18 protein-coding genes are annotated in these 19,108 nt (G+C 27.7%); 2 read left to right on the top strand and 16 right to left on the bottom strand.

The features are described from left to right. Positions 1-121: 121 nt before the first annotated feature. From BN8917_RS08995 to BN8917_RS08950, 10 genes are all read right to left on the bottom strand, one after another. A complete protein-coding gene (locus tag BN8917_RS08995) occupies positions 122-769 on the bottom strand; it encodes a V-type ATP synthase subunit D (protein WP_066873604.1) in 648 nt (215 codons plus the stop codon). Positions 770-772: 3 nt separating this feature from the next. Further along, a complete protein-coding gene (locus BN8917_RS08990; RefSeq protein ID WP_066873601.1) occupies positions 773-2,155 on the bottom strand; it encodes a V-type ATP synthase subunit B in 1,383 nt (460 codons plus the stop codon). After that, positions 2,148-3,923: a V-type ATP synthase subunit A gene (locus BN8917_RS08985; protein ID WP_066875439.1), complete on the bottom strand. Its 1,776-nt coding sequence runs from the start codon at positions 3,921-3,923 to the stop codon at positions 2,148-2,150. The genes BN8917_RS08990 and BN8917_RS08985 overlap by 8 nt, the downstream gene beginning before the upstream one ends. 18 nt (positions 3,924-3,941) lie before the next feature. After that, positions 3,942-4,259, bottom strand: coding sequence for a V-type ATP synthase subunit F (locus BN8917_RS08980; RefSeq protein ID WP_066873598.1), 318 nt, complete (start codon positions 4,257-4,259; stop codon positions 3,942-3,944). Further along, positions 4,246-5,247: a V-type ATP synthase subunit C gene (locus tag BN8917_RS08975; RefSeq protein WP_066873595.1), complete on the bottom strand. Its 1,002-nt coding sequence runs from the start codon at positions 5,245-5,247 to the stop codon at positions 4,246-4,248. Before BN8917_RS08975 ends, BN8917_RS08980 begins: the two co-directional genes overlap by 14 nt. A gap of 12 nt (positions 5,248-5,259) precedes the next feature. Beyond that, positions 5,260-5,859 (bottom strand): V-type ATP synthase subunit E, encoded by a 600-nt coding sequence (locus BN8917_RS08970; RefSeq protein ID WP_066873592.1) that lies wholly within the window; start codon positions 5,857-5,859, stop codon positions 5,260-5,262. A gap of 34 nt (positions 5,860-5,893) precedes the next feature. Then, the gene (locus BN8917_RS08965) at positions 5,894-6,382 is read right to left on the bottom strand and encodes a V-type ATP synthase subunit K (RefSeq protein WP_066873589.1); all 489 of its coding nucleotides are present in this window, start codon (positions 6,380-6,382) and stop codon (positions 5,894-5,896) included. A 36-nt stretch (positions 6,383-6,418) separates the two neighbouring features. Further along, the gene (locus tag BN8917_RS08960) at positions 6,419-8,368 is read right to left on the bottom strand and encodes a V-type ATP synthase subunit I (protein WP_066873586.1); all 1,950 of its coding nucleotides are present in this window, start codon (positions 8,366-8,368) and stop codon (positions 6,419-6,421) included. Then, complete coding sequence (locus BN8917_RS08955) at positions 8,355-8,681, bottom strand: hypothetical protein (protein WP_066873583.1); 327 nt, start codon at positions 8,679-8,681, stop codon at positions 8,355-8,357. Before BN8917_RS08955 ends, BN8917_RS08960 begins: the two co-directional genes overlap by 14 nt. A gap of 269 nt (positions 8,682-8,950) precedes the next feature. Continuing rightward, complete coding sequence (locus tag BN8917_RS08950; RefSeq protein ID WP_066873580.1) at positions 8,951-9,466, bottom strand: hypothetical protein; 516 nt, start codon at positions 9,464-9,466, stop codon at positions 8,951-8,953. Positions 9,467-9,698: 232 nt separating this feature from the next. Between BN8917_RS08950 and spoVB the strand changes: the two genes are divergently transcribed. Then, entirely contained in the window at positions 9,699-11,216 is a 1,518-nt protein-coding gene (gene spoVB / locus BN8917_RS08945; RefSeq protein WP_066873577.1) for a stage V sporulation protein B, read from the top strand. Positions 11,217-11,241: 25 nt separating this feature from the next. Here the strand turns inward: spoVB and BN8917_RS08940 are convergent, their stop codons facing one another. The 3 genes from BN8917_RS08940 to BN8917_RS08930 all read right to left on the bottom strand — a co-directional run bounded on the left by BN8917_RS08940 (position 11,242) and on the right by BN8917_RS08930 (position 15,136). Continuing rightward, positions 11,242-12,852 carry a putative polysaccharide biosynthesis protein gene (locus BN8917_RS08940; protein WP_066873574.1) on the bottom strand — a complete coding sequence of 537 codons (1,611 nt, stop codon included), beginning with the start codon at positions 12,850-12,852 and terminating at the stop codon, positions 11,242-11,244. Between the two features lie 49 nt (positions 12,853-12,901). After that, entirely contained in the window at positions 12,902-13,882 is a 981-nt protein-coding gene (locus tag BN8917_RS08935; RefSeq protein ID WP_066873572.1) for an RluA family pseudouridine synthase, read from the bottom strand. A gap of 63 nt (positions 13,883-13,945) precedes the next feature. After that, a complete protein-coding gene (locus tag BN8917_RS08930) occupies positions 13,946-15,136 on the bottom strand; it encodes a M20 metallopeptidase family protein (protein ID WP_066873569.1) in 1,191 nt (396 codons plus the stop codon). Positions 15,137-15,430: 294 nt separating this feature from the next. Between BN8917_RS08930 and BN8917_RS08925 the strand changes: the two genes are divergently transcribed. After that, positions 15,431-15,955: a flavodoxin domain-containing protein gene (locus BN8917_RS08925; RefSeq protein WP_066873566.1), complete on the top strand. Its 525-nt coding sequence runs from the start codon at positions 15,431-15,433 to the stop codon at positions 15,953-15,955. 55 nt (positions 15,956-16,010) lie between these two features. Here the strand turns inward: BN8917_RS08925 and BN8917_RS08920 are convergent, their stop codons facing one another. From BN8917_RS08920 to BN8917_RS08915, 3 genes are all read right to left on the bottom strand, one after another. Further along, entirely contained in the window at positions 16,011-17,996 is a 1,986-nt protein-coding gene (locus BN8917_RS08920) for an ATP-dependent helicase (RefSeq protein WP_066873563.1), read from the bottom strand. 114 nt (positions 17,997-18,110) lie between these two features. Continuing rightward, positions 18,111-18,275 (bottom strand): hypothetical protein, encoded by a 165-nt coding sequence (locus BN8917_RS14365; RefSeq protein ID WP_159426734.1) that lies wholly within the window; start codon positions 18,273-18,275, stop codon positions 18,111-18,113. A 148-nt stretch (positions 18,276-18,423) separates the two neighbouring features. After that, the gene (locus BN8917_RS08915) at positions 18,424-19,032 is read right to left on the bottom strand and encodes an EAL and HDOD domain-containing protein (RefSeq protein ID WP_066873560.1); all 609 of its coding nucleotides are present in this window, start codon (positions 19,030-19,032) and stop codon (positions 18,424-18,426) included. Between the last annotated feature and the right edge of the window lie 76 nt (positions 19,033-19,108).

Here is a 19,108-nt window from a genome sequence, read left to right as displayed (position 1 = left end):
TAATATATTCATAATATTAAAATTAAGAATTATTTTTATCTTTTAATATATCAGTACTTTCTTCCAATAACTACTTAGGATTTAAATATAAAAGAACTGCCTCTTTTGAGACAGTTCTTTATTAAGCTCTTTGCTCGATCATAGTCTTAACTTTCATAAGTCTTGTTAAAGCAGATCTCTCATTTTCATCAAGTTTCATTCTTATAAACCTAATAGTTTCTTTTAACTGAGGAATAGTCATATATTCTAAAGCATTAACTCTTCTTCTAGTCTTCTCTATTTCATCAGCCATCAATTGACAGGATTTTTCTACTTCTGCTAATTCTAAAAGCCTTGGTAAAATACTATATAACTTTCCAATGGCATCATCAAGTTCTGCTGATGTATTAGCAAATCCATAAGGATAAATACTCCCCTCATCTCCTTCAAGTTCTCTCTTAAAGTCCATCATAGGAACATTAACACTCATTATATTTTTTCTGCCAACTTCAACTTTAATATTATCTTTAGGATATGATATAGCTTCTTCTAAAAACTCTGAACTCATTCCTGCTCTAGCCATAACAAAATCCTTCAAAGAACTCCCTAGTTCTTCTTCAACTTCTTTTCTTAATTTATTATTAAATTTAACAAGATCTATAAATTGTCTAACAAGTTCATCTTGTTTATCTTTTAATAACTTATGCCCTCTAGTAGCTGTAGATAATCTCTTTTTTAACTTTGAAAGCTCCATTCTAGTAGGATTAACATTTAATCTTTGTGCAGCCATATACTACTCATCCTCTCCTACAGGCATATACTTTTCAAGATATTCATCTCTGATTCTCTTAAGTTCTGTCTTAGGTAATATTTTAAGAAGTTTCCATCCTAGTTCTAATGTATCTTCAATTGATCTATTTGTTGTAAATCCTTGTGATACATATTCTTTTTCAAATGCTTCAGCAAATTTAGCATATGCTTTATCAGCATCTGATAAAGCTGATTCTCCAAGTATAGCAGCAAGTTCTTTAGCTTGTTTACCTTGTGCATATGATGAGAATAATTGGTTCATTGTATCAGCGTGATCCTCTCTTGTCTTTCCTTTACCAATTCCTTTATCTTTAAGTCTTGAAAGTGATGGTAAAACATCAATTGGAGGCATAATACCTTTAGTATAAAGTTCTCTTGATAAAATTATTTGTCCTTCTGTAATATATCCTGTTAAGTCAGGAATTGGATGAGTCTTATCTTCTTCTGGCATTGTAAGTATTGGAATTTGAGTAATTGACCCTTCCTTACCAAGTATTCTTCCTGCTCTTTCATATAATGTTGAAAGGTCAGTATATAGATATCCAGGATATCCTCTTCTTCCAGGAACTTCTTTTCTAGCTGCTGAAACTTCTCTTAAAGCTTCACAGTAATTTGTTATATCAGTCATAATAACAAGTACATGCATTCCCTTTTCATAAGCTAAGAATTCTGCAGCTGTTAAAGCCATTCTTGGTGTTGCTATTCTTTCAATAGCAGGGTCTGAAGCTAAGTTCATAAATAGTACAGAATTATCTATAGCACCTGTTCTTTCAAACTCTTCCACGAAGAATTCTGCTTCTTCAAATGTAATACCAATCGCTGCAAATACAACTGCAAATTTAGTATCTGAATTTAAAACTTGTGCTTGTCTAGCTATTTGAGCAGCTAATTGAGCATGAGGAAGTCCTGCCGCTGAGAAAACAGGTAATTTTTGTCCTCTAACAAGTGTATTTAATCCATCAATAGCAGAAATTCCTGTTTGAATAAATTCTGATGGGAAGTTTCTTGCTACTGGGTTAATAGCTTCACCATTTATATCTAATCTTTGCTCTGGTATAAGTTTTGGACCATTATCTTTAGGTCTACCCATACCATCAAATACTCTTCCTAACATATCTTCTGATACGCCAAGTTCTAAAGGTTTTCCTAAAAATCTAGCTTTAGTTCCCTTAATATTTATTCCTGAAGATCCTTCAAAAATTTGCACCATAGCTTTATCTCCATTTACTTCAAGAACCTTACCTCTTCTCATTTCACCTGTTTGTAATTCTATTTCAACTAACTCATCGTATTTAACACCTTCAACACCTTCAACAGCCATTAAAGGTCCTACAACTTCAGTTACTGTTCTATATTCCTTAAGCATCTAGAACCCCTCCTTCGCTGATTAGCTTATCTACAGCCTCTTTTAATTCGACTAGTGTATTATCTATTTTGTTAATTTCCTCTTCTGGAACATATTTACTTCTAGCTATTCTATCTCTAACTTCAAGTTTTAATATATCTTCTAAATAAACTCCTGCTTCTAAAGCTCTATTTGCTTCATCTTGGAATGCAAGAACTACTTTTAACATCTTATATTGCTTATCAAGTGATGCATAAGTATCAACTTCATGGAAAGCATTTTGTTGTAAATAATCTTCTCTTATTGATTTAGCAACTTCAAGTTTTAATCTATCTGCTTCTGATAAAGCATCTATACCAACAAGTCTAACTATTTCTTGTAAGTTTGCTTCTTCTTGTAATAAAGCCATAGCTTCTGTTCTGATTTTTGACCAATCATCTGCTACATTTTCATCCATCCAATTCCCCATTTTATCTAGGTATAATGAATATGATGATAACCAGTTGATTGAAGGGAAATGTCTCTTATAAGCTAATTGAGCATCAAGTCCCCAGAAAACCTTAACTATTCTAAGTGTTGATTGTGTAACTGGTTCTGATATATCTCCACCTGGAGGTGATACAGCTCCAATAGCAGTTACAGCACCTTCTCTTCCATCTTTACCAAGTGCAATTACTTTTCCAGCTCTTTCATAATAATCAGCAAGTCTTGATCCTAAATATGCTGGATAACCTTCATCACCTGGCATTTCTTCAAGTCTTCCTGACATTTCTCTTAAAGCCTCAGCCCAACGAGAAGTTGAATCAGCCATTATTGAAACTGAATATCCCATATCTCTGAAATATTCTGCTATTGTAATCCCTGTATATATTGAAGCTTCTCTAGCTGCAACTGGCATATTTGATGTGTTAGCTATAAGAACAGTTCTTTTCATAAGACTTTGTCCTGTTTTAGGATCCTTAAGCTCTGGAAATTCATTAAGAACATCTGTCATTTCATTACCACGTTCCCCACATCCAACATAAACAACTATTTCAGCATCTCCCCATTTAGCAATTTGGTGCTGAACAACTGTCTTACCTGCTCCAAAAGGTCCTGGTACTGCAGCAGCTCCACCTTTAGCTACTGGGAAAAATGTATCTACAACTCTTTGTCCTGTTGTCATTGGCTCAATAGGATTTAACTTTTTAGCATATGGTCTTCCTTTTCTTACTGGCCACTTTTGCATTAATTTAACTTCTTTATCTCCATTTGAAGTTTCAATTATTGCAACTACTTCTTCAACAGTAAAGTCTCCTGTTTTAATTTCTTTAACTTTTCCTTCTATTCCATAAGGAACCATTATTTTATGATTTACTACTGGAGTTTCTTGTACAAATCCAACAATATCTCCTGCAGCAACTTCTTCTCCAACTTTAGCAGTTGCTTCAAAAGTCCACTTTTTCTCTCTATTTAATGATTTAACTTCTACACCTCTTGATAAGAAATTACTTCCTGCTGCCTTAAGAAAAGCATCAAGTGGTCTTTGTATTCCATCAAACATTGATTCTATAAGTCCTGGACCTAATTCAACTGAAAGAGGTTCTCCAGTTGTTACAACTGGATCTCCAGGTCCTATTCCTGAAGTTTCTTCATATACCTGTATTGAAGCCTTATCGCCTCTCATTTCAATAATCTCACCGATAAGACCTTTTTCTCCAACTTTTACAACGTCAAATATATTAGCTTCGTCCATTCCCTCAGCTACAACAAGAGGTCCTGCAACTTTTACAATTCTTCCGATTTTCAAGTTATCCAACCTACCTTCCTATAAAATATTAACACCAACTGCTTTTTCTACATTTTCTGAAATTCTTTTTGATCCTATATTTAAAGTTCCTTGATTACTTGGAATTAATATAATCGCAGGAAGTAACTTTTTATTATATCTTTCTATAGTTTCTTCTATATCTTTAGCAACGTGTTCTGTCATAAATATAACTGCATAATCTGTCATTGCAAGTTTATCTACTGTTTTTCTAGCTTCTTCAACTTCAGCTACTGGAAAAACATCTACTCCTAATGCTTTAAAAGCTAGAACTGAGTCTTTATCCCCTACAACTCCAATTTTCTTATACATATGCATCACGCAGCCTTTCTCTTATTACTTCTCCTGCAATATTATTAAGCTTTCCAACCATTATAGTTCTTATTTGCTTAATTTCATTTTCCTTTGCATAGATATAAGCTATAACTGGCATAGCTCCTGATGTTATAAATTTAGCATCTTTCATAATACTCATAATATAGTTATCAATTAATTTTTCAAAAATACTAACTGATCCTGTATTTACATATTCTGAAATTCCTTCTTTAAGGATATTTTCATAATTTGTATGAGCAAGTTTTGTTGAAATATTTTCATTTGCTTCATTTAATAATGATATTAATTTATCTTTATCTATGCTTCCTCCCTGAACTAATACATCCACAAAGAAATCTTTATTTTTTTTCTGTTTTTTAACTCTAAGTAGAGTTTTGATATTTGTTAAATCCGCAAGTGTAGTTGTATATTTTTCAATACCTTTATGATTTATTTCTTTTGTTAAAGATAAAATATACTCAAATTGATATTTATCAATTATAATATCAACTTTTTGAGGATCCTTATTAATTTCAAAATCATTTAATGTTTCTTCAAGACATTTCCTTGTAATCTTATCTAAATCTCTATAATAATTATTTTCTACTGCATATTTAAGCTTAATTAAATCAATAGTTCCTACCGGTATTAGCATGTGGGAAAAATCTTTATTTAAGATTTTTCCCTTTACTAAAACTTTAAGATTATGGTAGTCATATTTAATAGCCATTATATCAATAATTTCTTTTACAGGACACATAGAATATAAAGCTTTATATATATTAATAAGTTCTTTAGATAATACTTCTTCATATAACTCTGCTTTATTTAGATCTGTAAAATGTACACTGTAATCTGTCTCTTGTAACACTTTTAAAGCATCAAGAGGTGATTTACTATCAATCATTCTATCTATTTTAGATTTATCAAGGAGTCTGGTTTCTAATACCCTTAGTCTTGGAAGAACTTGAGTAAATTGCATTTCATTCATCCATTATCCTCCTTAATTGAACATTACCCTCGCAATTTCAAATTCCATTTCTTCTCTTAGAGAATTTACTAAAGAATCAAAAGTATTATTTATTTCTATACCGTTCTTTTCTATTATAAATCCTCCATTGAAGTTTCCTTCTACTTCTGAAAGCTTAAGTTCACCTTTCTTATTTAATGATTTAAGATTTGAATTTAAATCATTAATAAATTCACTATCTAATATCTCTTTTCTCTTTGAGTCAACAATTATATTTTCATCACCAGCAATATCTAAAGTTAAAACCTTACTTTTAATAAACTTTTTAAATTCATCTGCTGACATATCATTTAATTTTTCTTTTGCTGTAATAAAAACTTTTTCTATTACTTCCTGCTTAGCTGAAAGTTTATCATTTCTAACTTTTAGCTGTGCATTAGATAAAATTCTATTTTTTCTTACAATTGATTCTATTTTACTTTTTTCTATTATATCAGCAGCGTCTTTCTTAGCTGATACTATTTTTTTATCAATTATTTTTTTAGATTCTTCATTAGCTTTAGCTAATATAGCATCTCTTTGCACTTCTGAATCTTGCTTGATTTTAGAAGTTATGTGCTGTAAATTTGACATCCCCTTCACTTCTCCAATCTTAAATTAGTTTGTATTATGCTAATGAACTTACACCATTTATTAATAAGAATGATATAACGAATCCTAATAATGCATAAGTTTCAACCATAGCTGCAAAGATAATACCTTTTGTATTATGTTCTGGCTTTTTAGCTAATATTTGAATACCAGCAGCTGCTGCTTTACCTTGAGCAATTCCTGACCAAAGACCTGATATAGCTATTGGTAAACATGCAAATAATAAGTATAAACCTTGTGATAAATTAACACCTGATTGCATTGCATTGAATGCTAAGAATCCTATAACGAAACCATATAAACCTTGTGTACCTGGTAGTAGTTCAAGAACTAAAGCTTTACCAAACTTTTCTGGCTCTTCTGTAACAAGACCTGCTGCAGCTTCTCCTACTATTCCAACACCTTTAGCTGATCCTATTCCTGAAAGACCTACTGCCATAGCTATACCTAAAGCTCCAAATATCATTCCACCATGTTCTGTAAAAAACGTAATCCAATTTGCCATAATTTTAATCCTCCTAAAATTGTCCTTAAATTTATTTTATTTTTCTTTTCTTAAATTTATAAAGTTATCAATTGTTTTAAATGGAGTAAATGCTCGTCCACCACCATCATAGAATTTTGAGAAGAACTCAACATACTGTAATCTAGCTGTATGAACATATGCTCCTAATAATGATAATCCCATATTAAAAACATGAGCTAATATAAATATTAAAGGTGCTGCTATAATAAAGGCTATTCCTTTTGGCAACATTCCTATTATAAGATTTAAAGCTGCTGCTATTGATCCCCCTGCAACTCCTAAAGCCATAAGTCTTGTATATGAAACTAAGTCCCCAACATAACTTGTAACTCCGTAAAGAGCATATGCACCTTGTCCAAGTTTTGCTCCAGTTGTTTTCTCATCTCTTCCTTGAGTAGCAACTATTAATATTGACCCTGTAACTGCTAGAACAATTCCTATTGTTTTTATAACTCCTCCAGCCACTAACATTGCTAAACCTGAAAGTAACATAAGCCATGATCCAACATCATAGAAAGCAAATAAGTATTGCTTATTTCTTATTAACATATACGCCTTTGTTCCAAGCCCAAATAAAATTTGAACTACTCCAAATCCTACTGATATTATAAGTAATTTAGTAGTATCTTGGCTTGGATTTATAAATCCAATTCCTAAATCAAATCCAAAAGCAGTTCCAAATACAAGTCCTGCTATTGCTGTAGACATACTTAACCACATAAAGAACTTAACAAAAGATTTTTTAGACTCATCTAATTTAAATAATTTAAGTGCAAGTAGACATCCTAATAGTAGAATCATACCATAACCAAAATCAGCAACCATCATTCCAAAGAACACCATATAAAATGGAGTTAATATTAGTGTTGGATCAATTTCATCATATTTAGGTAAACTATACATTTCTGTTATTGAACCAAAAACTGCTGCTGGGCCTTTATTTTCAATCTTTATAGGAACATCATCAATTTCTTTTTCTGTAACTTCATCAAAACTTAAATAATAAGTTTCTCCTGCAAGTTCTTTTATAGAATTTTCAATATTTTTATTTTCTACTTTTGGAGCCCAACCTTGAATAATAGATACATTATCAGTGTTTAAGAAATTTTTATTAGCTTGTTTTCTTATTAACATATTTTCATAATACTCATAAGCTAATTCTAAATCTCTTTTCTCACTCACATAAGTAGATAACTCTTCTCTAATTCCATTTTTTTTAGATTCAATTTCCTTAATTTCTTTTTCAAATAAATCTATCAGATTATTTGGAATTTCTTTATACTTTGTCTGGAATGGTGAGTAACCAAATGATTTTAAAAGTTCATCTATTTTTTCACTTTTCTCATTAAGTCCAACTATAAATAAGAATATATCTTGATTATCTTCTGATATTATTTCAATATAAGAATGAATAGATATTCTTTCAACCTCTAATTTAATAGTTTCTTTATACTGTTTAGATATACTTCCTAAAAATGCCTTAGTCATTTTTAATTTATTCAATTCACCTAATGGAGCATCAAATTTTTGCCATGGCTTAAGAACTTCTATTTCGCTCTCAAGTCTAGTTTTTTCATTATCTAGCTTAGCCAATTCAAGCTCCATATCCCTAACCTTTGAATAAACATCTTCCCAGTTACTATTAGTAACTTTTTCTTCTAATTCATTTAAAGTTAAGCTCTCTTTCCCTTCTTTTAAAGCCTTTAATCCTTTAACTTCAGCAACATACTCCTTTAGAAAATTAATAGCTGACCTTGTTTTTGAAACATTTTCTTCAATTATTGAAGTTTCTGTATCAACATCACATTTTTTAAGACTTTCAAAGATTTCATTTTGCTCAAGTACTTTTTCATCTTGTAAGTTAATAAACTCAACTTCTGAATTTCCTTGTAATTTTTCAAGAAGCTTTTCTTTATCAGATTCAAAGGCAAGCAAGGTAAATTTATTCATTTTAACTATTGCCATGAATATTCACAATCCTCTCAATTACTAATTTACTAGCTTCATCAATTTTATCTTTTGATGGAGCTTTTATAGCTTTGCATTGTTCTTCACCTTGCTTAAATAAATCTTCTGCTTCTTTATTACCTTCTGCAATAGATTTATTTATTATCTCTTGTGCTTCTTTCTTCGCTTTCTCTACAATTTGATTATATTCTTCATTACCTTGCAAAGTAGCTTTTGATATTAAATTCTTACTGTCTTTATTAGCTTGTTGCAAAATGTCTTTAGCATTTTGTTCAGCCTTTTGAATTTCACTAATAACTTCTACCGCCAAAATTTCACCACCTTTATCCAGTAAATTTATAATATATAATTTAATACTTAATGTAGTATTAATTAACACATAATCTAATTATTATTATACACAAAATGAATTTTAATTCAATAACTTTTTTGGATATCTATACGCTTTCACCCAATTATTAACACATTGTTTTCTTTTCAGAAACTTTTAATTAATAAATACATATAATTAAGTTACATAATCTTACATTTGTTTCAACTTAACTAATTTACTTATAAATTATTATAAAAATAAATTTACTATAATATATTTAAATTATTTCTTTTTATGGCTTTTATATATATTACTTTATCCCAAATAATTTTTTCTTCTATCTTAAAATATTTATTAAGTAAACTTTGACACTTATCTATATTAAACTCATAAAATGGGTTTAAATTCATAACATTAAAATATTTTTCTTTCCCATTAGGCATTTTAGCTACAACATTATCATGAACAATATCCCCTTTTGCTTTTATTCTATCCCAAATATAAATTTCTCCATCCTCTTTAACGGACTTATATACATCTTTTATAAGTTCTTGAGATTCTAATTTACCTAAAGATCCCAGGGTGAAAAATATAGCAGCACTATCATATAAATGTTGATTATTATCAGAAAAATAATCAACATTTATATTTTTTTTTTCTAAATTATTTGATTTTATTAAGCTATATATAATTCCAGAATTATCACTACTTATATCTAAAACATCACCTTTTAAATTTGCATATTTTAAATTCACTATCAATCTTTTTGGACTAATTCTCATAATATCAACTCCATTTATATGTTAAATTAAGTTTACATATTATAGAATAAAAAATCAAGTATTCCATTAATGGTAAATAAACTTAAATGTACATTTAAAATATATGAAGCTACTAAAATTATTATTAATTATTTTTATTTAATACTTAATTACATAAGATTACTAAATAAAGAATATTTTCTTGTTATGTAGAATACTCTTTATTATTAAGCTTTTCATAAGGTGGTGAATTATGAACAAAGATAATTTTTATAGAAACTCCTTTTTACTTACAGCATCTAATCTTACAACTGGAGTTCTAGGATTTATATTTTCAATATATTTATCTAAACTTCTTGGACCTGAGGGGATGGGCTTATATGGTCTTGTCATGCCAATATATAATTTATTTATATCTTTAATGACTGCAGGGATAGTAGCTTCAATCTCAAAAATAACCGCTGTATATACTACCAAAAATGAATTAAATAATATTTTTAAGACAATGAGAACTGTTGCAAGTTTTAATTTCGTGTGGGCATTTTTAATAGGAATATTAGTATTTATTTTATCTCCTAGTATAGGTGAATTATGGGTTAAGGATGTTAGAACAATAAAAGCTATTATGGTTACTTGTCCTGCAATGGTTTGTATAGCATTATCTAACATATTAAAGGGATTCTTTTATGGTACTTCAAGAATAAAGATACCAGCTTTAATAGATATTTTAGAAAAAGGATTAAGAATTATTATTCTTGTAGTATTGGTATTTATGTTTAAGGCAACAACTTTAGAAACTTTAGTAATGCTAGCTTATATAGCTATATGTATAGGTGAATTCCAAAGTTTAATCCTTCTATATGGATACTTTAAATTTGCAACTAAAGGAATTCCAAGATCTAATTTAAATACTAAACCAAAAAAAGAATTACTTAAAGATATCCTTATAACATCTATCCCACTATGTCTTAATGGTTTCTTAGTAAGTACATTTGGGACAATAGCAACATTAATAGTTCCACAGCGATTAATGTTGGCAGGTTTTCAATATTCTGAAGCATTAGCTTTAATAGGTAAATACTCAGGTATGGCTCTATCTATAGTAACTTTTCCACTTATAATAATAGGTTCACTTAATACTCTATTAATTCCTGATTTATCTCAAAGTGTAAGTAGAAGTGATTATGGATCTGCCTCTAGGAGAATTAAAAATGTCCTTAAACTATCCTTCATTATAGGAATTTGTACAACTTTATTATGTCAAAGTATCCCTAACTCATTAGGAGTATTATTTTTTGGTAGGGATGATTTAGCACTTTATATAAAAGTAGCTTCTATATCAATGCCAATTCTCTTTGCAGCTAACACAATGTTTGGTATATTAAATGGACTTGATAAACCTAAAATAATTCTTAAAAATACTATAATAACTGAGGTAATAGAAATTACTTGTCTCTTCTTTTTGACTGCTATACCTAAGATAAATATTTTAGGCTTTGCAATTACCATGGGTATTGTATCTATTCTAACATTAATATTAAATATGTATGAGGTATATAAGGTTATAAATATAGATATCTCACTAATAAATTTAAGTATATATATTTTAGCTGGAATTTTTGCTTTCTACTTATTTAAAATAGTTGTTCTTAGTACTTCTTGGATGGATTATAGGATTCAAAGTTTAATAATAGCTTTATTAACTATTACATTATTCTTTCTACTTATATCCTCTACTCGCCAAAAAAGAATTATTATAAGAAAAAAATAGGCTGTATATTATATACAGCCTATTTTTATTTCATATATCTTTTTATTCTATTAGGTATCTTATTGTATATCTTTGGAGATAAGGATTGAATATCCTCCTTATTTACAGCTCCCATATAAAGCAACGCTTGAATATAAAGTGCTCCTCCAAATACAACTAAAAGTAAAGTATATAAAATACCTACGAATAGTTCAAGATTTTGTGTTTTTATAAATATATTAATAATCCATCTTAATGCAATTATACCTATACTCATATAGATTGAAGCTATTAAAGGTTTAGAAATTAAACTCATATGTTTAATTTTTATTTTTGTAACTTTTCTAACTTCTGAATTGTTTAAAATAAATACTAAACCAAAATATAATATAAATCCAAAAACAGCCCCATAAATATTTATATTTTTATTTCCTACTAATATGTAGTTAGCAAAATATTTAACAACTAATCCTATAACTAAGGTAGCAACTACAAAATAAAATTTATTAAGAGCTTGTAATATAATATTTTGTACAAAAACTACTGCCATTAAGACTATTGTTATAGAACCTACTACCATCATTAAATACCCTTCTGGACTTCCATATAAATAATTGTATACTTCCTTAGCTAAAACAGCTAAGCCAAACGCTGAAGGAATTGAAAGAAAATAAGTAACTCTTAATGAGAAGTTTATCTTATTCTCCATTTCTTTCCTATCATTTAATACTCTTGCTTTAGATAATGTAGGTAATATTGCAATACATAGAGAAGTTATAAAGACCATTGGTATATTTATAAGTGTTCTCCATTTACCTAATAATCCATAAAGTTCAGTTGCTCTTTCTTGAGTAAATCCTGCAAATATTAACCTAGAATTAACATTTGCCATATCAATTACGTTACCAAAATTCTGTAACCCTGAACTTAAAGTTATAGGTAATCCATAAGTTATCAATACCTTTATTATTTTTTTACCAGATACTCTTTTTACAGAAGCATCTTGTTTCATATCAGCTTCTTTTTCAGGTTTAAATACATAGTAAATATATAAAAGATATATAACAGCTATAACTGCACCAACAGATGTTCCTATTGTTCCACCAGCACTCCCAAGTTGTTCACCATATTTTATTAATATAGCAGCAAATACTAAACTAACGACAACATTTGCAAATTGTTCTAAAACACTTGCTATTGCAACTGGTTGCATTCTATTCCTTCCTTGGAAATAACCTTTATACGTCGCGAGTATAGATGTTGTTAAAATAGCAGGAGATAAAAATGCTAATCCATATGCTATATCAGGGTTACCTGTAAATTTAGCAATTGACGTTGCACCAAACATCATAATTAATGTAAATACAGTTCCTACAACTAATAAAACTGCTCGTGATATTTTAAATGTTCTAACAGCATCTTTATAATTTCCTAATGCAGAAAGTTCAGCAACATATTTAGAAATGGCTGTTTGCATACCAACATTAGTAACTGCATATATAAAAACAAAGATATCATAAACCTTAAAATACATTCCCATTCCTTCATCACCAATTATTCTAGTAAGAATGGGTACATATAAAAGAGATAATAATTTAGCTGCTATACCAGCTAAAGATAAAATAGCAAAACTTTTAGTAGTTGATTGTTCTTGCATAATTTAAATCCCCCCAAAAATAACTAAATTAAAATAAATTTATCAATACTTAAATTACAAATTTAAATACATCTCTTTTAATCTTTTTAAATATTGGAGGTAATGCCTCAGCTATAGTTTTATTTTTTATATACATAAACTTTTCAGGTACATCTTTAAAAATAACTTTATAAGCATATAAGAATTGATAATTTAAACCAAACTTATTTTCAAAAAAAGAATTTAAATCTTTAGCACCATATTTAGGATCTCCTATTATAGGATTTCCAAGGAAAGCTAAATGAGCTCTTAATTGATGACTTCTTCCTGTTATAAGCTCTATTTCTATTAAAGAGAATGCTCCATTACTTTCTAAAGTTTTAATATCCATGGATATCTTTTTAGTATTTTTTCTACTTTCTAAAAATACCTTTGCTTTATTATTACCTTCATCTTTTGTTATAAAAGCTTCATATTTACCATCCTTTATTCTTCCCTTAACTAAAGCACAGTAATATTTTTTAACCTTTCTCTCTCTTATCATTTCATTTAATAATTTAAGAGATTCAAAATTTTTACCAAAGAATACTATTCCAGAAGTATTTCTATCTAATCTATTACAAGGTGCAGGTGTAAATGTAACTTCATTTTCTGGTACATAATCACCTTTCTTAAATAAATATGATAAAACATAATCATTTAAAGTAACAGGACCATCTTTTTCATCTGCATGAACAAGAACTCCTGGCCACTTTTCTACTAAAACCATATTATCATCTTCATATACTATTCTAAGACTTGAAGAATCAACTTGTTTAAATCTTTCTTGTTTTGCCTTTTGCTCTTTCTTGGTATTACTTTGTATATATTTTATAGTTACAATATCCCCTTCTTCTAACGAATATTTTTCTTTTTGTTTACTTCCATTTACTCTTATGTCCCCTTTTCTAAGTCCTTTAAAAATAGCACTTAAAGGTACATCTTTTAAAAGCTTTCTTAAAAACTTATCTAGCCTTTGACCAGCCTCGTTTGAACCAATTTCTATATTCATTTTTTCAACTCCTAATGTTCATTTTAAATAAATTTATCCAGCTTATAGACTAAACTTAATTATTCATTTTGTCAAATAGTTAAATGCATTTAGACATTGTATAGCAATACCTATAGGTATTGCATCTTCATTTATATTAAATCTTGAACTATGTGCAGCATAAGTAGTTTTTTCATCTTTACTTTTTACTCCTAAAAAATAAAATGCTGCTCTTCTTTCCATAGCAAAGTATGCAAAACTTTCTACTCCCATTTTAGGATTCTCTTGTTCTATGACATTACTTTTTCCGATAATCTCTGCTGCTGAATCTCTAACTAATTTACTAACATCATTATCGTTATAAAGAGAAGGGTAGCTCTCTTCAATATCAACCTTACAACTTCCTCCCATTAAAGTAGATACAGTTGTTGCTATGTCATAAACTCTCTTTACAACATATGCCCTATCTTCTTTTGTCATAGTTCGTATAATACCTGTTAATATAACTTCATCTGGTATTACATTTGCAGCTTCACCAGCCTTTATACTTCCAACAGTTATAACAGCTGGATTTATAGGCTTAATTTCTCTACTTACTATTGTTTGTAAATTAGATATTATCTTAGCAGCTATAACTATAGGATCAACACACATATGAGGATATGCACCATGACCTCCTTTTCCATAAACCTTTATAGAAAAAGGATTTGATGCAGCATTAACAACTGAATTTTTAATCATTATTTTACCTACATCTAAAGTTTCCTCAACATGGAGTCCTATAACTATATCAACATTTGGATTATCCAAAACACCTTCTTTTATCATAAATTTTGCTCCACCTACAGTTTCTTCTGCTGGCTCAAAGAGTAATTTAACTATTCCTGAAAATTTATCCTTATATTTATTTAAGATTTTAGCCGTTCCAAGTAAAATTGCTATATGTGCATCATGTCCACAAGCATGCATTTTTCCATTTACCTGTGATTTATATATAATATCATTTTTTTCCAAGATAGGCAAAGCATCTATATCTGCTCTTAATGCAACTACCTTTTTTTTTGATAGTTTATCATCTAAATTTCCTTGTATAATCCCGCATACACCAGTACCTGCTACAGAAGTATATTTTATTCCTTCATCTTCAAGAAATTTTTTTATTAAAGATGAAGTTCTATATTCCTCAAACCCCAATTCCGGATTTTTATGAATATCTCTTCTTATATTAATAATCTCTGCACTTATTTCTTCTGCTTCTTTTTTAAAATTAATCATAATTACCTCTAAATAAATTAATACATTTATAATTATATTAATTTTAGTTTTTAAATAATACTTTAAAGATATATAAATTATTTTTTCTATTTCTTTATATTCTATCCGTTATTTTATTATTTTTTAAATTGATTGTTGTATTTTATATTTTTTAATTTTTATTATTATTTACGAGCATTTTATTTAAGATGTAAAATTAAATAAAAATAATGCTATTTGTTACTTTTTTGATATAAATTATGTTTTAAGCTTTCTTATACTAAAATAAACTATATATTATAAGAGGTAATTGAAATGAAGAAAGATTCATTGGTCATTTATAAATCAAAATATGGAACTACTAAGCAATATGCTTTATGGATTGCTCAAGAACTAGATGCAAATGCAAAAAATTGTGATAATATTACCATAAAAGATTTAGAAGGCTATGATAAAATAATATTTATGGGTTCATTAAACAACATGCATGTTCGTGGTATAACTTTTATAACAGATTATTTAAACGAAATTAAAGCTAAAGAAATATTTATTATTGGAGTAGGTGTTTGTGATTGTAATAAAGATGATATTAAATCTATAATCGAAAAAACACTTAACAAAAATAATAAGAATAAACTAAAATATTTATATCTTAAAGGAGCATTAGATCCTTCAAACTTACATCTAAAGGATAAAACATTAATGTACTTCTATAAGAAAACTATAGAAGCTAAAAAACATCCTAAAAAAAATGAAATAGAATTTTTAGATTGTATAAAAGATCCCAAAAATTGGGTATCTAAAGAAAATATTATTCCCCTTTTAGATGAACTTAGATAAATTTATACTCTAAAAATAAAAATTGACTTTATCATAAAATGATAAAGTCAATTTTTTAATCTATTATAGATATAAGACCTGCCTTACTAACTGTTTTTATATCAAATCTTTTCATAATATTAGTACCAAATATTATAGTTACAACTCCTCTATCAACCTCTTCTACTGTTCCTTCACCATTAACTTTAGATAAAACTCTTTGCCCAACCTTAAATCCACCATCATATTCCAATTTATTACTTACTAAATTCCCATTTAAAATAAATTGTGATACATCTCTAAAAGTACCTTTTAATGATTTAGGAGAATATATTGTTAAATTTTCTATGGCTCTTGTAACTCCTACGTAGAATAATCTTCTTTCCTCTTCTATATTATCAGAGTTTTTATGTGGAAAAATTTCATCAACCGCATTAATTATAAATACATTCTTATACTCAGCACCTTTCACTCCATGAACAGTGCTTAAAATTACTGCATCTATTTCCCTATTCTTAAATTCTTTAAGATTATTTTCAACCTCCTCTATATGTGCTAAGAAGTTTATAATCTTATTAAAATCTTTAGCAGCTACTTTAAATTCCTCTACTATATCTAAAAGCTCTTCAATCTCTTGATTATATTTATCTGCATAATCCTTTAAATGATCTAAATAATCTAAATCACTTAATATAAAATCAATAGCTGCTCTTAAAGTCATTCTATTTAAGTTTAAAATATCTTTATTTAAATCCTCTATTTTTTTCACCTGAAATGGATGAATATCTCCACAACTTAATAATAAATCAAAGCAATTCATAGATTTATTAGATTTTCTAAAATTAACTAAAGCTCCTTTTGAAACATATCTAAAAGGCTTATTAATTATTCTAATAAATGATTCTCTATCTGATGGGTCTATAGATAATTTTAAATATGCTAATATATCTTCACAAATAAAATGTTTAAAGAAATTAAAATCTTTATCTAATAGCTTAAAAGGTATCTTTTCCCTAATAAATCTATCTATAATACTTCTTGATTCCATATTAGTTCTATATATAACTGCGGTTTCCTGATACTTTTGCCCCTTATTTTTATATTCCTTAATCTTCTGTGCTATCTTTTTACTCTGCTCTGCTTCATCATAAGGTACATAAAAATCTATCTTCCCTTCTTCTTTATCAAAAGCTTCTATATCTTTTTTATGTCTATTTATATTTTCATTTATTATAACTTTAGATAAATCTACTATATTCTTTTTACTTCTATAATTAAATTTTAAGTATATCTTATCTCCCCTAGGAAATTCCTCTTCAAAATTAACCATCACTTCTGGATTAGATCCTCTAAATGAATAAATGCACTGATCCTCATCTCCTACACAAAATATATTTTCATTTATAATCTTTAGAAATTCTATTTGTATATCATCACAATCTTGAAACTCATCAACTAAAATATATTTAAATAAAGATCTATAACTTCTTAAAATATTTTTATTATATTCTAATAATTCTATAGTTTTTAATTGCAAATCATCAAAGTCCCATAATCTTTTTTTATCCTTATATTCTTCATATACTCTATAACAGTCTTCAAATATTGTTTTACTTAAGCTTGGTTGAAAGTTAGTATCATACCTTTGTGTAGTTTTTTTCAATGATATATTATTTAAAACTTCTCTTACTTTATCATCACTAACATCTTCTGTTATCTGAGCTAATTGTTTTTTTATAAGCATATACGCTTCAGAAGTACTTATTATTGATACTTCCCCATAATATCTAACTAAAATTTTATAAAACAATCCATGAAAAGTTCCAAAAAAAGGTGTAGTAATATTATTACAGATAGATTTAAATCTACTTCTCATATTTTCAGCAGCTGCTTTTGTAAATGTTAATACTATTATATTCTTAGGATCTACTCCATTATCTATTAAATGTTTAACTCTATTAATTATTACAGTTGTTTTTCCACTTCCAGGTGGCGCAACAACTAAAGTATCTTTACTTAAACATTTTACTGCCTGACTTTGAAACTTATCTAAATTATACATATTCTTCTCCTATCTATATAAATATTCTATAATAAAATTTACTAATAATATTTATATCTACTATTATATAAAAAAGAAAAAAAAAATAAAGAACCAGTTAATATAACCAGTACTTTATTTATTTCGAGAAAATCGCTTAACATCCTCTTTTTCTTCACAATTCTCTTCATCCCCATAATATAATTGAAAAACACATCCCTCTTCCAATTTAGCCATAGGGCATTCTCTATCACATAATTCTATAATCTTCTCTGTAGACCAAAATGGACACTTCTCCATATATATATACCCCCATACCACTTAAAAGTATTTGTTTACATTATATTGTAAAATAATACAAAAATAAAGTCTTTATTCTATATAAGGTAAATTTTTAATAATAATTACACAATTTATGTAATTATTATTATTCTATCAACTCTAAATACTATTTATTTCGTAAATTTTCTCTATGTTCTTCTACAATATTAGGTTTACTGAAAAGAAATCCCTGAAAATAATTATATCCATTTATAAAAGCTTCTTTATATTCCTCAATAGTTTCTACCTTTTCTGCTAAAAGTAATTTACCTAAATTTTTATATTTCTTAACTATTTTTTCTCTATCTGTTTTACTATTCAAAATAAAATCCACTTTAATTATATCTATATAATCTATAACTTTACTTATATCCTTTTCCAAAATAAAATCATCTATCGCTATTATATATCCTCTCTTTTTTAAAGATTTACAAATGTTAACTATTTCTTTATCAAATTCAACATCTTCTAATATTTCTATTATAAATTTTTCCTTATCCAATAAATCTACAATATTATCTAATAAATTTTCTCTTGTAAAATTTATAAAAGCTCTTTTATTATTCAATAAAATATCTAGACCTATATTATTTGAATTATATATTACCTGTTTTGTATAATCGCAATTATCTTCTAACTGAAATATATTCTTTGAATTATTTCTAAATAATAATTCATATGCATATATATTCATTTCTCTATCAAATATAGCTTGTTTTGCTATATAAATATCCATATTTACTCCTTACTAGTCACCTTAAATTTCTTATATATAAATTATATTTATTATATCACTATAAAAAGACTGAGAA

Source organism: Clostridium mediterraneense (genome assembly GCF_900091705.1).
In the GTDB taxonomy this organism is placed as follows: Bacteria; Bacillota; Clostridia; order Clostridiales; family Clostridiaceae; genus Sarcina; species Sarcina mediterraneense.
Note: the sequence above shows the minus strand (reverse complement) of the source record. Positions and strands in the feature narration are given on the sequence as shown.

Bases quoted from the DNA above. Each gene is read 5' to 3' on its own strand.
- BN8917_RS08915 (WP_066873560.1), bottom strand. From the start codon at position 19,032: ATGGATATTTATATAGCAAAACAAGCTATATTTGATAGAGAAATGAAT.
- BN8917_RS14365 (WP_159426734.1), bottom strand. From the start codon at position 18,275: ATGGAGAAGTGTCCATTTTGGTCTACAGAGAAGATTATAGAATTATGT.
- spoVB (WP_066873577.1), top strand. From the start codon at position 9,699: ATGAACAAAGATAATTTTTATAGAAACTCCTTTTTACTTACAGCATCT.
- BN8917_RS08925 (WP_066873566.1), top strand. From the start codon at position 15,431: ATGAAGAAAGATTCATTGGTCATTTATAAATCAAAATATGGAACTACT.
- BN8917_RS08935 (WP_066873572.1), bottom strand. From the start codon at position 13,882: ATGAATATAGAAATTGGTTCAAACGAGGCTGGTCAAAGGCTAGATAAG.
- BN8917_RS08940 (WP_066873574.1), bottom strand. From the start codon at position 12,852: ATGCAAGAACAATCAACTACTAAAAGTTTTGCTATTTTATCTTTAGCT.
- BN8917_RS08965 (WP_066873589.1), bottom strand. From the start codon at position 6,382: ATGGCAAATTGGATTACGTTTTTTACAGAACATGGTGGAATGATATTT.
- BN8917_RS08990 (WP_066873601.1), bottom strand. From the start codon at position 2,155: ATGCTTAAGGAATATAGAACAGTAACTGAAGTTGTAGGACCTTTAATG.
- BN8917_RS08930 (WP_066873569.1), bottom strand. From the start codon at position 15,136: ATGATTAATTTTAAAAAAGAAGCAGAAGAAATAAGTGCAGAGATTATT.
- BN8917_RS08920 (WP_066873563.1), bottom strand. From the start codon at position 17,996: ATGTATAATTTAGATAAGTTTCAAAGTCAGGCAGTAAAATGTTTAAGT.
- BN8917_RS08950 (WP_066873580.1), bottom strand. From the start codon at position 9,466: ATGAGAATTAGTCCAAAAAGATTGATAGTGAATTTAAAATATGCAAAT.
- BN8917_RS08995 (WP_066873604.1), bottom strand. From the start codon at position 769: ATGGCTGCACAAAGATTAAATGTTAATCCTACTAGAATGGAGCTTTCA.
- BN8917_RS08960 (WP_066873586.1), bottom strand. From the start codon at position 8,368: ATGGCAATAGTTAAAATGAATAAATTTACCTTGCTTGCCTTTGAATCT.
- BN8917_RS08970 (WP_066873592.1), bottom strand. From the start codon at position 5,859: ATGTCAAATTTACAGCACATAACTTCTAAAATCAAGCAAGATTCAGAA.
- BN8917_RS08980 (WP_066873598.1), bottom strand. From the start codon at position 4,259: ATGCATATGTATAAGAAAATTGGAGTTGTAGGGGATAAAGACTCAGTT.
- BN8917_RS08975 (WP_066873595.1), bottom strand. From the start codon at position 5,247: ATGAATGAAATGCAATTTACTCAAGTTCTTCCAAGACTAAGGGTATTA.